This window comes from Sphingomonas sp. 28-62-11 (genome assembly GCF_002278865.1).
GTDB lineage: Bacteria > Pseudomonadota > Alphaproteobacteria > Sphingomonadales > Sphingomonadaceae > Sphingomonas.
The window spans coordinates 1-16,855 of the sequence record NZ_NCGB01000052.1; the positions used below are offsets into that span (position 1 = coordinate 1).

Genomic DNA, 16,855 nt, shown 5'->3' on the forward strand with positions numbered 1-16,855 from the left:
GTCAATATAGGTCTTTCAGAAAACGCCGCACGTGACGTGGCTATCACCAATGCAGCCAAACAACTGATACTAATGGATATTCGATCGATCGACTTTGATTTACTTTCCATAGCCGTCACCAGTAGCGAGCTATGTTCATTTGGCTAAACAATAGCTTACCCTGCCGATTACCGCACACCCGATCGATGCGAAACAACCGGCAGAGTTGGACTATATGAAGGTTAGGCCGCACGCGCGTATTTGGCGGTCTGGCAGAACATCAAGATACACACCTTCATCTCCACGACCCGCGGTGACATCAGCCGCAGCGTGGCGGGCAACAGCCGCTTGCCGTCATGATAGGTGCCACGCCAGAGATTGGGTCCCTCAAGCGTAACGTCGGACAGCACAAGGCCGGTTTCGACCTGACCCGGCTGACCTTTGGCGCGTCGGGCAAGCCCGGTCGCGCAAAGCCGCCCCGGCTTTTTGGTGCACGGCTCAATTCGTGCTGCGCCGGGACCGTTGATCTCGGTCCAGATGCCGAGCAGCGGCGATGGGGTTGCTATCGTTCCGGCGTCGGTCAAGGCAGCAGTCATCAGCATCATTTTCGTCATCCACATGGTCAGTTCCTTTCAGTTTTCAGGTTTCAGGTTGGTTGAGGGTTGGGGACATCAGGCCGCGACAGGGTCGCCAGCCGGATTGGGAAGCGGGCGCCGCACGGCAGCCGCGAAATGGCGGTGGTATTCGGGATGTTCGGTGCCCATCCAGCGATCCCACCAGGTGAAGTAGAGGCCGAAATTCCACCCGACCTTGCCGTGATGGAGATCGTGATGCGTCGTCGTGGTCATCCAGTCGAAGAGCGGACGCCCATCGCGCCGCGCCGGCATCACTTCGATCCCGCAGTGGAGCAGCGTGTTGCGCACGATCTGATGCAGCACGAACAGATCGACCACGACCCATGACGTCGGCACGATCAGCACCCAGAGCGGCACGAAGCTGCCCATCAACACCGCCTCTGGCCAGTCAAAGCTATAGGCGGTGAAAGGCGACGGGTTGTTGCTCAGATGGTGGCGGCGATGCACCCAGCGGAACAGGCTGCGGTGGTGCGACAGCCGGTGCGCCCAATAGAAATAGGCATCGTGCGCGACGATCATTAGCATCAGGCTGGCCCAGAACCAGACGGGGCCCCAGGTCACGGCGATCTTAGGGCCGTTCCACCAGCCAAAATAATGCTGCGCGAGCTTCGCCACGACCGAGACGGTGGCGAAGATCATTACCGACCGTATCGAAAAGACGAACTCCTTACGGAGCTGGCGGCCGGGCGGCCGCTGACTGCGGATGCGACGGTTGGCGAGTGGCCGCGCCAGCACGTACCACAGCAGCAACCACACACTCGTTGCGAAAATCACATAACGAATGGCATCGCCGAGCATGAGCAGCACCCAGTGCTGTCCCATCGATGCAAGATACTCCAACGACATAATCGAACCTCCTTTGATTGGGTGGTTCGTCTGTCGATCAAAGCGTCGCGATAGGTCTCGCCGATCCGTTGGAGAAGGTGGCCGATTCCGAAATCAGCGAGGATTTTCAGGAATCGGCGAGCTATTGGCCATCGTCTGGCGACGATATTCGGTCGGCGTCAGCCCGGTTTCATCCCGAAAGGCGCGGTTGAAGGGCCCGAGCGAGCCGAATCCGAGATCAAACGCGATACTCGCGACAGTGCGCGCTGCGCTGGCGGGATCGCTGAGCAGCGTCCGGGCTTCGGCGATGCGGCGCTGGTTGACGAAGCTGGCGAAGTTGCGGTGGCCGAGTTGATCGTTGATCAATCGACGCAGCCGGTGCTCGGGCAAGCCAACGGCAGTCGCGAGATCGCCGATTGTCAGCCCCTCGCGGCGCCAAAGTGCTTCGATATCCATGACCTTTTGCAACCGATCGAGCCAGATTTGGCTGTCATCGATGGGGCGTGCATCGACGGTCGCGGAGCGCCCGCCGGGCGAAACACCGAAAAGCGTCGATCGCGCCTCCAGCAGCACCGCCACGCCGCCAATTCCGAGCAGGGCTTGGAGCGAGGCATTGGCGAATTGGTACCAGGGCGAATTGATGCCGAGACCCTGACCGATCTGGACAGCGCTTATGACAACCGAAAACACGGCGATGAGCAGGAGAAAAGGCACCCTAAGCCGCCTTCTGGCCTCGACCAGGTCGTTCTGGCCCGATCGGATGATCACAAACAGCGCGTTGAGGGCCAACAACAGCCCCAAAACATTGTGGAGTCCCCAGGTCGCTGGCGCCAGGGCGCGTGGCCCATATTGGCCGAAAAGCCCGATGACCGTTAACGCAATGGAGGGCGACGTGCTGATCCAGGTTAACCTGCGATCTTCGAACAGCATGACCGCGAACAGCCAGAAATAGCCCGCGCCGCCGATCTGGATGAGCCAAAGCAGGATTTGCGCCGATCCCATCATCCTGAGGATCTGCGGAACGCCCGTGAGCGTTAGACTGATGCTACTGATGAAGAGCAACAATATGACGATCCGCAAGCCGCGATCTTCAGCGCTGCGGGCAAGCGCAATGGCGAGACCCAATTGGGCACCCACCGCCATCCCGCGAAGCAACAGATCAAGGATTTGCCATGGCTCCACCGGTACATGCCCTCCCCAGCGCGACGCGCCTAGTCTATTAGCGGGAATAGGGAATTGCCAATCGGTGGCGTGCCCCTTCGGGAGCGATCAATGTGAGTGGTTACGCCCCCACAACCTCCCGCCGCATCACCTGCGCCGAAAACCGCTCCATTTCCTCCGCCTGCGGGCTCATCTGAAGCAACAGCAAATCCAGCCCCGCCGCTTCATATTCCTCGATCCGTTCGCGCAGTTGCTCCGGCGTGCCGATCAGGTTCGGGCGCAGGCCGCGGTTCGAGACCGAATATTCGTTGATCTTCATCTCGCGTTCGAGCTGCGTGCCCGACAGCCACTGGTCGAAATTGTCGTACCCGGCGGGCAGATCGGTCACGTCGGTGATGCGTTTCAGTTCGCGCTGGGCTTCGGCCTCGCTGTCGCGGACGATGGCGTAGGCGGCCATGCCGTATTGCATGGGCGGCTTGCCGGTGGCGGCGCGGCGGGCGGCCATGTCGGCGATTTTGGGGGCTATCGCCTCAACGGGGTCGCCGTGCATCACATAGGCGTCGCATTGGCCCGCGATCAGCGTTTTCGCTGCCTCGCTCTCGCCGCCGGCATAGGTGACGGGCTTGTTGACGGGCTTGGGGCTGCAGATCGCCTTGTCCGTGGTGTAGAATTTGCCGGCGAAGTCGAACTCCTCCTCGCGCCACATCCCTTCGACCACCTGCAGCCATTCGCTGGTGCGGGCATAACGATCATCATGCTGATCGAACTGCAGGCCGTAGCGTTTGGCCTCATCCGCCCACCAGGACGAGACGACGTTGAGCGCGAGGCGACCGCCGGAAATCTGATCGATATTGGCCGCCGCCTTGGCGAACAAAGCAGGCTGGTGGAAATTGGGGCGGACGGCGACCATCAGCTCGAGTGTTTCGGTTACGGCGGCGACGGCGGCGGCGGTCGACCAGGCATCGAGCGTGGGGGCGCCAATGCCCTTGATGTCATTCATGTTGAGCTCGGCGATCAGCGAAAGATCATAGCCCCATTTCTCGGAGTTGATCGCGAGGCGCTTGGTATAGTCCCAGCTCGCGTCCATCTGCTCGTCAGCGACGTTGCGCAGCCAGCCGCCAAAGACGGGCATCCAGTAACCGAATCTCATGCTTTCACCTTCGCGATTTCCGCTTCCAGATAGTCGATCAGTTTCTCATGCGGGTCCCAGCCGAGCACATCGAGCGGCTTGGCCACAAAATTGGATAATGCATTGATATCATAAAAGCGCGGTACGCCGTCTCGGTCATCGATCATCACTTCGATACCGCCAACGTCGAGGCCTGCTGCCGCCGCGATCCGTTCCGCGGCATCGATCAGTTCGGGCGCAGGATCGGCCTTTGTCATTGCGATCGGCTTGCCGTCCGCAACACAGGCGTCTGCGGGACAGAGATCGAACTGCCCGCCGCCGTCGATGTCGAGCGCGTAGAGGAATTTGCGGTCGAGCGTTTCGATCCGGGTGATCCGGCCACCCCGGGCGGGAACATATTCCTGCACCAGCAGCACGCCATCGATGCTGGTTGGCAGAAACTTGTCGGCGACCGCCAGAGCCAGATCATCGGGTGTTTCATAGCGCATGATGCCCGCGCCCGATCCGCCGATATTGGCCTTTACGACGATGGGAAAGCGCAGTTCGGCGGCGGCGCCCGGAATATCGACAGCGCGGTGGACGACGCGGGTGGCGGGGATTGCGAGGCCGAGGCTTGAGATCAGCGCGAGCTGGCGCGCCTTGTTGGCATCGACTGCGAGCACATCCGCCCCGTTGATGATCCGCGCGCCCTGCCCCTCCCAATGAGCATAGAGCGCGGGCGTGTAGAAAATCGCATGATCGGCGCTGCGCAGGAAGCTCGACATGGCAAGACGGCTCAGCACGACACGCGCCGGCGGCGGCGATCCGGCGGGATCGAAGCTGTGGCCCTCGATCCCCAGCTTCACATAATCGATACCGCGCGCATCGAGCGCGGCGAACAGCGGGGCGAACCAAGCGGGGTGTTCATAGAAAACGGCGAGATCAGGCATGGCACTCATTCGGTTGGTAGGGCAGCACGTTACATCGGGTGGCGACGGATCGATCAGGCTGTAACCTTGTCGCAAGATGAGTCAGCCTATGGCAATGCCTTATTGGGGCCTAATCGGGGGCACAGCGCGCTCCAATCGGTGCCCGAAGGATCGAGACCATGACGATGACCGGCAAAAAGATACTCGTCACCGGCACGGCGGGCTTCGTCGGGATGCATGTGGCGCAGGCGCTGCTCGATCGCGGCGCTACGGTGCTCGGGGTCGATAACTTCTCCGATTATTACGACGTGACGCTGAAGGAACAGCGCAATGCGGTGCTCGCCGCACACGCGAACTTCAGCGTCGCGCGGGTGTCGATTGACGAAATGGCGGTCTTTGCGCCGGTGTGGGAGGCCTTCGCGCCTGATGTCGTCATTCACCTCGCGGCGCAGGCGGGGGTGCGTTACTCGATCGATCATCCCGAAACCTATGTCGCGTCGAACCTGGTCGGCAGCTTCAACGTGCTTGAGCTCGCACGGCGCACCAAGCCGGCGCATCTGCTCGCGGCATCGACCAGCTCCTTCTATGGCGGCAACACCGCGATGCCGTTCCGCGAAACCGACCAGTGCACGACCCCGCTCACCTTTTATGCCGCGACCAAGGGGGCGACCGAGCTGATGGGGCACAGCTATGCGCATCTGTTTGGCGTACCGATGACGTTTTTTCGCTTCTTCACAGTCTATGGCCCCTGGGGTCGGCCCGATATGGCGCTGTTCAAATTCACCCGCGCGATTATCGAGGGGACGCCGATCGACGTCTATAACCACGGCGAAATGGTGCGCGATTTCACCTATGTCAGCGATCTGGCCGAGGCGGTGGTGCGGCTGATCGATGCCGTGCCGGGCACCGTCCCCGTCGGCGCGCACGACAGCCTGTCGCCGGTTGCGCCGCACCGGATCGTCAACATCGCGCAAGGGGAACCCGTTCGACTGCTCGATTACATCGCCGCGATCGAACAGGCCGTGGGCAAGCAAGCGGTCATGAACCTGCTGCCGATGCAACCCGGCGAAGTGCTGCGCACCGAAGCGAGCACCGACCTGCTGCGCGACCTGATCGATTATGTACCCGCCACCCCCGTCGCGACCGGGGTGCCCGCCTTTGTGGCTTGGTACCGCGCGCATTACGGGGTTTGATCAGTCGAGGCGTTGACCCACGCCAACTCGAACTCGACGCGATAGCCACACAGGATGAAGCAAAGCGACGAGTTGAGAAAAAATACTTGTCGATCGAACGCTTGCCTTTGAAAACGTCGCCGCACGCTGGCTCGCCGAATATGAACTCGACCATCGTCCGCGCAGTCATGGGCAGGCCGACCTGGTAATGAATGAGCAATTGAAGCCACGGTTGATGGGCAAGCCCCTGCCCTCAATTACCCGCGCCGACTTACAAGCTATCTTGGACGGTATCCCCGCGTCGCAACCCGCGACTCGTCGCACGTATTTGCCTATGCTTCGATTTTTTCCCTTAGTCGCTGCAACGAGGTGAAATTTCGGAGAATCCGCCATTGGTTGATCAGGGTCAAAGTAGTGAGCAATCGCTGAGGTCGCGCGGTTGGCCCAAGACCGGCCCTGTCATGTCTCTTCGGGGTGACGTGCCGCTAAGCTGTTTTTCTAAAGCCAAGAAGCTGCTGGACGACGAAATCGCCAAAGCGCGCTCGGAATGCGCTCCGATGCCTCATTGGAGAGTCCACGATTTACGACGCACGCTCGCCAGCCCATTAAAGGCCGAAGCATCCTCTCCATCTGCAGTCAATTTACAAGCCGATGACTACATTCCGGGTTCTGACAGGCGAAGATTGGTACCAGATTCTGGTCAGTTTCCGAGAAACAAAGGAAACAAGCGGGACGTTCAAATTTGCAGATATAGGCGACTTCTTTGCGCCTCAATATCGGTCATTCAGCCCGCCGATCGTCGCTCCTAAAACCTGCCGTTCGTTTGGGTTCGCCACCACACCCTCGCAAAGGTCCGCAGCTGGGACTTAGTGGCCATTCCCAAATCGATTGCCGAATGTCGGCTTTCGGGAGCAGACTACGATTACCATTTACCAGCGTCAGATTCTCGAAAGGGCAACGCTGTCCGCGAACGGAAAGTCGGCTTTCCTTTCTCGCGCAGTCGAAACCTGGCACCAGAACCCGAGCATTGCGTGTAAATCGATCGGCTAATCCTAAAGGTGCACTCCGCTCCTGTGATTTGTCCGGGATCAGTATCGCTGACGATTTGAACACAACAGGGGCCGATTCAGTTCGGCAGAGCGATCTACTGTCTGGTCTGGAGCGCAGAAACGAAGCGATCGGCAAAAATAATGGCCGAACGTTCGATGCCGTCGCGCTCGGTTTCGTCCCCGACTTCGTAGGTATAGGCCGGGATACCAAAAGTGCGATGAAACCAATATTTTGAGGTCTTTGACGCGTTGGTCGCACTGCGCCGTTCGACGGTGAAGGGATAGCCGGGTATCGCCTGTTCCTGTCCACCGAGCCATCGCACCAGAAAACGCTCCTGCTCTTCATCAGTCTCATCCGGTCCCTGAACATAAAACAGGTTGCGATCAGTCGAATGGAAATCGACCATCGCGACTGGACGCACCGATGATGGCAATCGAGCAAGCCAAGTCGAAACGGACCGGGTTTCAGGTTGGGTAAAGTCCCCCCAATCGCGATTGAGATCACCTCCACCAAGGTTCGAACGCCAGTGACCGCGAGCGACGCCGTCCGGGTTCAACAGGGGTACTGCCAGAACTTGCACGCCCTCGAGTTGCCCCGCCTCCGCAGCTGCGATGATCCGGGTCAGAAAAACTTCCATTGCCAGTGCGCCGGTCACTTCCGGGGGATGCGCGCGGCCGAGCAGCACGACCAGCCGAGCAGCACTGGGGTCGCCGACGCGCAAGGCTTCGATCGGCCTTTGATCATGCGACAAGCCAAGTGTCAGACGCGCCACATTTGAGGACCGCGCCAGCCGTTTTAGCAAAGCGTGGTGCCGGGCCGGATCGAAAATTTCCTGCGCCGCAATGCGACCCTGCCCGGCCGGTATTGAAAAGCTTGCCGATCGTCCGCCGTCCTTCACGTGCACATCAAGCGATGTCCACTTGCCGTCCGTTTCGAGCTTGGGGGGATACCGGTGTCGCGCCTCCAGATAGCGCAATGTCACGGTTACAGCGCGACCGGGGTCCGCGCTGTAACGGAACGCATACCACGGGCTGGGATTGATCGGCGGCGCGTGCTCCGGCGATATCAGAACCGAAAACGCCCGCTCGCCGTCGATGATGCAGCGCGATTGCGACGCACCTTCGAAATCGAAGCGCAACGAAACACCGGCCGTGACGCAAGCCGAGTGGGCAACCGGAACCACTTTCGGCGTGTGTGGGGGCGCATTGTGCGCGCACGCCCCCACCGCCAATACGACACCGACCAGCCAAAATCGCGCATTCATCCTAACCCGCATGGCCGGTTAGAAATTCTTGCGCAGTTCGACGTGGAATACCCGACCGCGCGCCGTGAACAGGTCGCTGTAGAATCCATAATCTTCATCGGCCAGCGGCGGATCCTCACCGAACAGATTGTTGATCGCGAACCGTATTCTCGTCCCATTGAGTAGCGTGTTGTTCTTTATTTCATAAGCGATCGACAGGTTCACGATGAACTGGTCTTGGACCGGAAAGAAATTGGCATTAGGATTGTCTGACACGACGAGAATGTCGCGGACGACGCTCGTGTCAAAGACGTTGCCGGTATATTGTCCGAACAGGCCGACTTCGACCGGCCCTTTTTCCCAGTTGATCGATGAGGTAAGCCGCCATTTCGGCCGTCCATCGGCTTCGAGCAGCTGCCCCAAACCGCCCACGGAAACGTCAAGCGGCAAGACCCCGCTGGCGATTGCATCCAGCAGTTCCTGGCCATTGGGCCCGGCCGACTGGACGAAGCTCTTCAGACGCGCGGCATTCAGATTGAGCTTGAACTTACCGGCGCCGAAATCGGGCACCTTATAGAACATGCCGAAGTCCCAGCCCATCGATACGCGGCTATCGAGGTTCAGATAGGGGTCAAGAACCCGGATGATCGCCCCTGCCGGCATCAGGCGTGTGCCAGTAAACAACGCGATATCTTCGGCGGTTGGCGCTGCGCGGATAACGTTTGGATTGGTGCTGCCGTTGAGGCGGCGCACCAGATCGAGCGCGATGGCATTGTCGTCGCCGAAGGTCCCGACCAACCCCTTCTGCTTTACACGCCAATAGTCCGCAGTCAGCGTCAGGCCCGGGACGAAGCCTGGCTCGAGCACGACACCCAAATTGATGCTCTGGCTGTTTTCCGGTTTAAGATTTTGGCTGCCCGAACGGAAGCTGATCACACCCGCCCCCGGACAAGCGCCAAGGCTGGACAAGGTGCGCTTGTCCACCTGCGCCTGGCAGACAACGAAATCGTCGCGGGTGTTTGACCGCGTTGTCCCTTCGTCATTCACCTGCACCAGGTTCGGCGCCCGGAAGCCCCGTGACCACGCGCCGCGGAAGGTGATGCCGGGAATGACCGTCCACGAAGCCGCAACGCGCGGGACGGCAGCGGTCGCGTTGATGTCGGTGAAATGTTCTAACCGGCCCGCCAGCTGGAGATTGAGTTGCTCGACAAGCGGGATGTTCATGTCGCGCCCCACCAGCGGCACGAACAGCTCGGCGAACCCTGAATAAACCTCGCGCCGTCCGTTGGTGTCGGGCGATTCGCTCGTGCCGGCGACGTCGCTGCCGTTGAAAACGCCGGTGACGCTGTCGGTAAAGGTGATCGTGCCATCGAGCCGCGAATCGCGATCGTCAAAGAAAGTCTCCCGCCGCCATTCGACGCCGCCGGCAACGCCGAGATTGCCACCCGGCAGCACAAACAGATCGTCACGGCTGATCTTGAAGTCGGCGAGCGCCAGGCTGGTGCCGCCGTTGCGGAAAACGCTGATGCGGAACGGATCAATCGACGATTGCGGATTGGGCGTGCAATCTCCCTGGCCCGGATCGTTCAGGCAGCCCCCGTTGAACGGGTTATAGGCGGCGGCAGTCGTCAGGTTGATTTGCCGCTGCATCAACGTCAGCGACACGCGGTTGCGCTCAATATCGGACGTCTTCGCTTCTGAATAGACGAAGCCGGTGTCGAATTCCCAGGCGCCTAAACTGCCGCGCAGGCCGCCGACCAGACGATAGCTGTCCTTGTTGACCGAGACATCGCGATTGCCGACATCGACGAAGCGGTAGCGCTCCATGATGACATCCACGCCAGTCGCAGCGATTGTCGTGCCTGGCAGACGGTTCGGACTGCCCGTCGGCCCGAAGGGGTTCCAAAAGGCAGTACGTGCAATGCCCACCGGAACGGCGCTGAGAATGGCCGAAGCATCGATATTGCGGCGGTTTTCGGAGCGGTAGTAACTACCCTCGAAATAGGCTTCGATCGTGTCGCTCAGTTTGTAACTCAGCAACGCCGACGCATTGTAGCGATTCTTTTCGCTGATCAGGCTGTTGCCGAAGATGGTGTTGTAGCGCACGTTGGCCGTGGGCGTCGTGCCGGGCGCCGCGCAGATCCCGTTGCCGAAACTCAGCCGACAGCCGGTGAAGGTGCTCGGCTGAAGAAAAAAGTCATCGTCGCCGATCGGGGTACGGGTTGCCGGGGACGTTCCCTGAATATCGAACTGACCGAAAGGGCCGAATGTATTGCGGTTGTTGAAGGAGGCATCGTCCTGGAAATCGGTCCCGATGACGAGCGGCAAGCGATTGTCGTCCGCAGAGTAAGGGCGCCCCGATGTCGGCAAACCATTTTCATGGAAATAGCCGCCATATACGGTCAAATTGGCGCGCCCGTCGGCAAAATCAAAGCCATACCCTCCGGAAATCGAGGCGTTGTAAAGACTGGTGCCGCCGGATGCGCGATAGTCACCGTCAATAAAACCGCCCTTTCGATTGCCTTTCAGAACGGTGTTGACCACGCCCGCCACCGCATCGGCACCGTAAATGGCTGACGCGCCATCGCGCAGAATTTCGAGCCGACGGACACTGCCGGGGGCGATTTCGTTGGTGTCGGCGCTAACCACCGGAACCAGCAGCTCCGTTTGGAAGCCGGGATGCAGCACCATACGGCGGCCATTGATCAGCAGCAGCGTGTTGCCGGTCCCCAGGTCGCGAAGGTTGATCGACCCGACGTCACCGCGAACATTGTTCTGCGTTGATGAATTTTGTTCGTTGAACGCGACCGTGCCCGCCTGAGGTATCGCACGAAAAAGCTCGTCACCCGAAGAGGCACCCGTATTTTCGATCGCCTGTTCGTCGAGCACCGTAACGGGAAGGACGTCGTTGATCTTTGCGCCCTGGATTTGCGATCCGATGACGACGATGTCCTGATCAGTGCCGGCGCTCGCCGACGTGTTTCCGCTATTGGCTGTGGTGCTGTTTTGAGCGTGTGCTGCCGTTGTCGCGGCAACCATGCTCGTGCCGCAAAGCAGAACCATTCTCGCAAAATTTTTGATACGCATCGTTTCCCCCCAGTTAGGTGTCAGTCGAATTTCCGCCTGGTGATCCAGGCTTGAAACATTTCCGGCCATTGGTTCAGCGTCTGATCGGGGGTACCGAGCCCCCAACCATGCCCGCCCTTTTCGAAAAAGTGCAGTTCTGCCGACGCGCCCTTGGCGATCAGCGCTTGGAATAGCGTGATGGCGTGTCCGGGTGGCGTCGTCGGGTCGTCGGCAGCGACGAAGATGATCGTCGGCGGCGACTCCTTTGCGGCATAGGTATCCAGCGACCAAGCCGCCTCTGCCGCCTCGCTTGGCGTCTCGCCGATCAGATAGCGCCGTGTTCGCGTGAGATAGGGCTTGCGCAGCGACACGACCGGAAACAACAGCGCCGCGAAATCGGGTCGCGCGCTCGTGGCTTCAAAACGGTCGTTGCCGTCATAGAGCGCACGACCGCTCTGCAAGGCGGTAAAGCCTGCCAGATGGCCGCCGGCCGAAAAACCCATGATGCCGATCCGCGCCGGATTGACCCCGAAATCTGGGGCGCGGGTGCGGATGATTTTCATCGCCCGCTGCGCATCCATGAAGGGCACGTTCGCGTCCCAACCATCGGCGGGGAGCCGATACAGCAGATCAAATACGGTGAAACCACGCGCCTGAAGCCAGAGCGCGACCGGCGTCGTTTCCTTCGCGATCTGGATGCGGAAATAGCCGCCCCCCCCGCACATCAGGATCGCGACGCCATTGGGGCGATCAGGCCGATAGACGCGCATGCGGGGGACCGAAATATTCGACACGGCCCCTATGCTGGCCCCCTTGGTGCCGATTTCCTCAGGGCCGCTCGCCTTGCCGCGCCCGGGAGGCGTTCCAGGCCAAAGCTTGATTTCCTCTGGCACGTTGCCGCTCGAGGCACCCCTAGCTCGAATAGGCGCGGCGAATGTTGCCAGCACGCTGGCGGCGACCGCGGAGTGCAGCAACGCCCGGCGCGCGATCATGCCGCGACATCCAGAGGCAGTGGCTGCAACTCGCTGCGCTCGTGCCGCTCGCTATCCTCTTGGGGCAACGGCATCGGTCGTCCCGCCATCGCCGCCGCCAGTCGTTCGGTGTCGAGTGCCTTTTCCCACCGGGCGACGACGATCGTCGCGACCGCATTGCCGATGAAATTGGTCAGCGCGCGGCATTCGCTCATGAACCGGTCGATGCCCAGGATCAGCGCCATGCCCGCGACCGGAACCGACGGTACGACCGATAGAGTCGCCGCCAGAATAACGAAACCGGCACCTGTAACGCCCGCCGCGCCCTTTGAACTGACCATGGCGACAAGCACCAGCGTCAGCTGTTCGCTCAACGATAGTTCGACTCCAACCGCCTGCGCGATAAACAAAGCTGCCAGCGTCATATAGATATTCGTGCCGTCCAGATTGAACGAATACCCGGTGGGGATGACCAACCCGACGACCGACTTGCGGCATCCGGCGATCTCCATCTTTTCCATCAAGCTTGGCAGCGCGGCTTCCGACGACGAGGTGCCCAGCACCAGCAACAGCTCTTCGCGCAGAAATTTGATCAGCGAGAAGATCGAAAAGCCGGCGAGTAGGGAAACGATCCCCAGCACCCCGAGAACGAACAGCAGCGAGGTCAGGTAGAAGGTCGCAACCAGCGCCGCGAGATTGGCGAGCGAGGTAATGCCGAACTCGCCGATCGTGAAGGCGATCGCTCCGAACGCCCCGATGGGCGCCAGCTTCATCAGCATGTGCACCAGCTTGAACACCGCCCCGCTGAGCGCGGTGATCACGTCAAGCACCAAGTTACTTTGTGGTCGGGTAGCCGACAGGGCAACGCCGGTCAGGATCGCGACCAGCAGTACTTGCAGGATCTTGCCCTCAGTCATTGCGCTGAACAATGTCGTCGGAATGATGTCCAGCAAGAAGGCGGGAATCGTCTGCGCGTGCGCCGACTGTGCGAAGGTTGCGACAGCAGCGGTATCAAGGGATGCAGGGTCGATATTCAATCCGCTTCCCGGACGGACGACATTGCCCACCACCAGCCCGATAATCAGCGCCAGCGTCGAGAGCGCCAGGAAGTAGATAAAGGCCTTGCCCGCGACGCTACCCACGGACGACAAGTCGCGCATGCCAGCGATGCCGGACGCGACCGTCAGGAAGATGACGGGCGAAATGATCATCTTGACCAGCTTGATAAAGCCGTCGCCCAGCGGCTTGAGCGCTACCCCGGTTTCGGGCGCGAAATGGCCGACCAATGCGCCGAGGACGATCGCTGCCAGGACCTGGACATAGAGCATACGATAGAAAGGGAGGCGCGTGCGGATTCGCGGATCCGTTGTGACCGTGCGCTCGGTCGCCATCGCCTTCCCCTCCTGTTTTCGGTCAGTACCGCTATTATCCAGCAAATCTTAGGGAGAGGAGGCAGTGCCACAAGCAAAACAAGAGAAATGCCACTTTGATTTTTTTTCAATTCGTTAGATCGATTGAGAGCGTTATTTGTCCGATTTTCCGCACAAATTGATTGACCCAATTGCGGAATTTCGCACAGATACCGCATGGATGGGCGTGTAATCAGGCGATCAGACTCGCGCAGGCGCCTAACACTGTTGTCGATCATCGGCGGCTTGATCCTGATCGGCGGATTACTCGCCTATATCGGTCTTGACCGCACCATGCGGAACGCCGCGCTTGCCGAAGCTCGAAAGGTAGCGGCGGCGGACGCCGCTACCCTGTCGGCAGGCTTGCGAAGCGAACTCGAGAAATTCTCCCTTGTCCCCCTTGTTCTCGCGGAAGACCCGCAAGTGCGCGACTTGCTGGCGGGCGATGCGGGCAATGAGAAAATACTCAATCGCAGGCTGGAAGAGCTCGCTGCGCAAACCGGTGCCGCTGCGATTTACCTGACGGATGCCAAGGGCACCACGCTGTCCGCCAGCAATTGGCAGCTGCCGACCAGCTTCGTCGGCTCAAACTATGGGTTCCGCCGCTATTTCGTCAGGGCTATGGCCCGCGGGAGCGCGACCCAGTTTGCGCTGGGAACGGTCAGCCGGCGTCCCGGTCTCTATATCGCCCAACGAGTCGACAATGGCGATCGAAAGCTCGGCATAGTCGCGGTCAAGGTGGAGTTCGACCGGCTGGAGACCGGCTGGCACGATGCGACTGCCGGCGTCTTTGTTACCGACGCCGATGGCGTTGTGCTGGTAACCAGCAATCCCAATTGGCGTTTTCATACCATACGCCCGCGAGACTCCGCAAAGCGCGACAAGTCGGCTGATCAACTCCAGTTCGGATTGTCGAACCTCCCGCCGATGCCCGATTTCGCGGCCGATTCGACGCTGGTCAGCACATCGTTGATCGAAACCAAGCAACCGATTTCGCCCAACGGATGGGATCTGCATCTGCTCGCCGATCCCTCGCCACGCCTATCCGCGGCGAACGCGAACGCAAGGCTGGCGCTGATACTGGGCTTGGTGGCAGCCTTTCTGGTCGGCGGCGGGATTGTCCTGACGATGCGCCGCCGCGAAGCCCGAGCCGAAGCGCAGCTTAGCGAGCGCACCGCCAAGCTTCGCGATCAGCTACAGCAGGCCAATCGCCTCGCGATTCTGGGCCAGGTAACGGCAGGCGTTGGCCATGAAATCCGCCAACCGGTTGCCGCAGTCCGGGTATTCGCCGAAAGTGGCAGCAGGCTGATCGCCGCTGGCGACGCCGCATCGGCGGAAGAAAATTTCGGCAAAATTGTCTCGCTCACCGAACGGATCGGCAAGATCACCGATGAACTTCGCCTTTTCAGCCGACGAACCCCATCCCAGCCGCGCGATGTCCTAATCGACGAGGTCGTGGAAGGCGCGATGCTGCTGTTGGGTGAGCGCATTCAGAAATCCAACATCGTCGTGAAGCTGCCCGATGCCCCGGCGATGCAGACCATTGTCAGGGGAGAGCATGTCGGACTGGAGCAGGTGTTGATGAACCTTATCCAGAATGCAATCGACGCCACCGGAGTCGGCGGCCGGATCGAAATTGCCATCACGCGGCAAGACAACCGGTGTTTGCTGACCGTCTCCGACAACGGGCCTGGACTTACCGACCAACAGTTCGAAAGCATGTTCCAACCCTTTGCGACAACCAAGCCGGAAGGTTTGGGCCTCGGCCTGGTCATATCGCAGGAAATCATGCGAAATCTTGGTGGTGACTTGACCGCAGACGCCAGTCGGGCGGGTGCGAGCTTTACCATGATGGTCCCGCTCGTATGAAGGCGGAAGCGACCACCCGGATTGTCCTGATCGAGGACGACCCCGCTCTTGGCGAAGCCGTAACCCAGGCGCTCCGCCTTGCTCGTTTCGATGTCACCTTGTTCAACGACGCGCGCCACGCCATCCAGGAGTTGGGGCCGGAATTCGACGGGGTCGTCATCAGCGATGTGCGCTTGCCTGGCCTTGACGGCATCAAATTCTTCGATCTCGTCAGGAAGCTCGACCCAGATATCCCCGTAATCTTCACCACCGGCCATGGCGATGTGCAGATGGCCGTCGACATGTTGAAAAAGGGTGCCGCCGATTTCTTCACTAAGCCCTATTCGATCGCGGAGATCGAACGCGCCATCGCGCTGGCGGCGGAGAAGCGCAGCCTGGTGCTGGAAAACCGACGGCTGCGATCCGCCCTGATCAATCGCGACAAAACTGGTATCATCGGAACTTCGCAAGCGGCGGAAACCTTGCGCAGCGTCATTACCGCCGTCGCAGGCGCGGATATCGACGCAGTTCTCGAAGGCGCAAGCGGTACCGGGAAGACCTATTGCGCCCGCATACTCCACGATCTCAGCCCGCGTGCGAACCGCCCGTTCGTCACAATAGATCAGGGGCTCGCGGCGCATCGCGATGCCGAATTGATCCTGTTCGGGCGCGAACCGGGCGTCGGGCTGTCGCGGATGGGTCTGATCGAACGGGCAAGCGGCGGCACCTTGTTTCTAGACGACATCGCCGAGATGGAAGGCAAGGTCCGTTCACGCCTGATCTCAACCTTGGACACCCGCACCATCTTGCCGATGGGCGCCCAGCGAGCGCGCAAACTCGATTTCAGGATCATCGTAGCAACCGGTGGCAACGCCGGAGCGAGCGACGACGGACTCGCGCCTAGTCTGGAAAGCAGACTCGGCGCCGTCCGAATTTCGCTTCCGCCGCTGAACATTCGGCGGGAGGATATCGGCGAAATTTTCCGACGCTTTGTCGGCGAAATGGAAGGCACTTCCGGTCGGCAGGCCGGTCCGATCGGCGAGGCTGAGTGGCACCATATCCAGACCCACGACTGGCCCGGAAACCTGCACGAACTTCGCGCCTTTGCGCGCGCCTTCACCCTCGGTCTGTCATCGTTCGGTCTTGCGCCGGCCGCAGAGCCAACTGACCGGCCACTGCATCTGATCGTGGCGGATTTCGAAAGGTCGGTGCTGGAAGAAGCGCTAAGAATCGCGAATGGGAGCGCAATTATTGCGGCAAAGAACCTAAAAATTCCGCGAAAAACTTTCTACGATAAACTGTCACGCTACAAGCTGAGGTCGCGCGATTTTCGCTGAAGATTGGCGCGTCGCGGCCGAGCGGTGACGTGCTCCCCTTTTCTCCTCCACTCATAAGTAGAGTCCGGGGTTATCATCGTGCCCTTGCGGGCGGGGTTGTACAACCCGCCTGGCAGCATCGG

12 protein-coding genes are annotated in these 16,855 nt (G+C 60.2%); 3 read left to right on the forward strand and 9 right to left on the reverse strand.

What is annotated here, in order from left to right:
* Positions 1-221 precede the first annotated feature (221 nt).
* From B7Y49_RS13805 to B7Y49_RS13825, 5 genes are all read right to left on the reverse strand, one after another.
* Positions 222-599, reverse strand: a complete 378-nt coding sequence (locus B7Y49_RS13805; protein ID WP_374128183.1) for a hypothetical protein — start codon at positions 597-599, stop codon at positions 222-224.
* 51 nt (positions 600-650) lie between these two features.
* A complete protein-coding gene (locus B7Y49_RS13810; RefSeq protein ID WP_374128184.1) occupies positions 651-1,460 on the reverse strand; it encodes a sterol desaturase family protein in 810 nt (269 codons plus the stop codon).
* 93 nt (positions 1,461-1,553) lie between these two features.
* Complete coding sequence (locus tag B7Y49_RS13815; RefSeq protein ID WP_374128185.1) at positions 1,554-2,621, reverse strand: helix-turn-helix domain-containing protein; 1,068 nt, start codon at positions 2,619-2,621, stop codon at positions 1,554-1,556.
* A gap of 100 nt (positions 2,622-2,721) precedes the next feature.
* Positions 2,722-3,750 (reverse strand): LLM class flavin-dependent oxidoreductase, encoded by a 1,029-nt coding sequence (locus B7Y49_RS13820; RefSeq protein WP_374128186.1) that lies wholly within the window; start codon positions 3,748-3,750, stop codon positions 2,722-2,724.
* A complete protein-coding gene (locus tag B7Y49_RS13825) occupies positions 3,747-4,667 on the reverse strand; it encodes a RimK family alpha-L-glutamate ligase (protein ID WP_374128187.1) in 921 nt (306 codons plus the stop codon). The genes B7Y49_RS13820 and B7Y49_RS13825 overlap by 4 nt, the downstream gene beginning before the upstream one ends.
* Positions 4,668-4,816: 149 nt before the next feature.
* Between B7Y49_RS13825 and B7Y49_RS13830 the strand changes: the two genes are divergently transcribed.
* A complete protein-coding gene (locus B7Y49_RS13830) occupies positions 4,817-5,830 on the forward strand; it encodes an NAD-dependent epimerase/dehydratase family protein (protein WP_374128188.1) in 1,014 nt (337 codons plus the stop codon).
* Between the two features lie 1,123 nt (positions 5,831-6,953).
* Here the strand turns inward: B7Y49_RS13830 and B7Y49_RS13835 are convergent.
* From B7Y49_RS13835 to B7Y49_RS13850, 4 genes are all read right to left on the reverse strand, one after another.
* Positions 6,954-7,997 (reverse strand): M14 family metallopeptidase, encoded by a 1,044-nt coding sequence (locus tag B7Y49_RS13835; protein WP_374128189.1) that lies wholly within the window; start codon positions 7,995-7,997, stop codon positions 6,954-6,956.
* Positions 7,998-8,141: 144 nt separating this feature from the next.
* Entirely contained in the window at positions 8,142-11,141 is a 3,000-nt protein-coding gene (locus B7Y49_RS13840) for a TonB-dependent receptor domain-containing protein (RefSeq protein ID WP_374128190.1), read from the reverse strand.
* Between the two features lie 68 nt (positions 11,142-11,209).
* The gene (locus B7Y49_RS13845) at positions 11,210-12,160 is read right to left on the reverse strand and encodes an alpha/beta hydrolase (RefSeq protein ID WP_374128191.1); all 951 of its coding nucleotides are present in this window, start codon (positions 12,158-12,160) and stop codon (positions 11,210-11,212) included.
* Positions 12,157-13,530, reverse strand: a complete 1,374-nt coding sequence (locus B7Y49_RS13850) for a dicarboxylate/amino acid:cation symporter (protein ID WP_374128192.1) — start codon at positions 13,528-13,530, stop codon at positions 12,157-12,159. The genes B7Y49_RS13845 and B7Y49_RS13850 overlap by 4 nt, the downstream gene beginning before the upstream one ends.
* A 246-nt stretch (positions 13,531-13,776) precedes the next feature.
* Between B7Y49_RS13850 and B7Y49_RS13855 the strand changes: the two genes are divergently transcribed.
* The gene (locus B7Y49_RS13855) at positions 13,777-15,417 is read left to right on the forward strand and encodes an ATP-binding protein (RefSeq protein ID WP_374128193.1); all 1,641 of its coding nucleotides are present in this window, start codon (positions 13,777-13,779) and stop codon (positions 15,415-15,417) included.
* Complete coding sequence (locus B7Y49_RS13860) at positions 15,414-16,733, forward strand: sigma-54 dependent transcriptional regulator (protein WP_374128194.1); 1,320 nt, start codon at positions 15,414-15,416, stop codon at positions 16,731-16,733. The genes B7Y49_RS13855 and B7Y49_RS13860 overlap by 4 nt, the downstream gene beginning before the upstream one ends.
* The last annotated feature ends 122 nt before the right edge of the window (positions 16,734-16,855 follow it).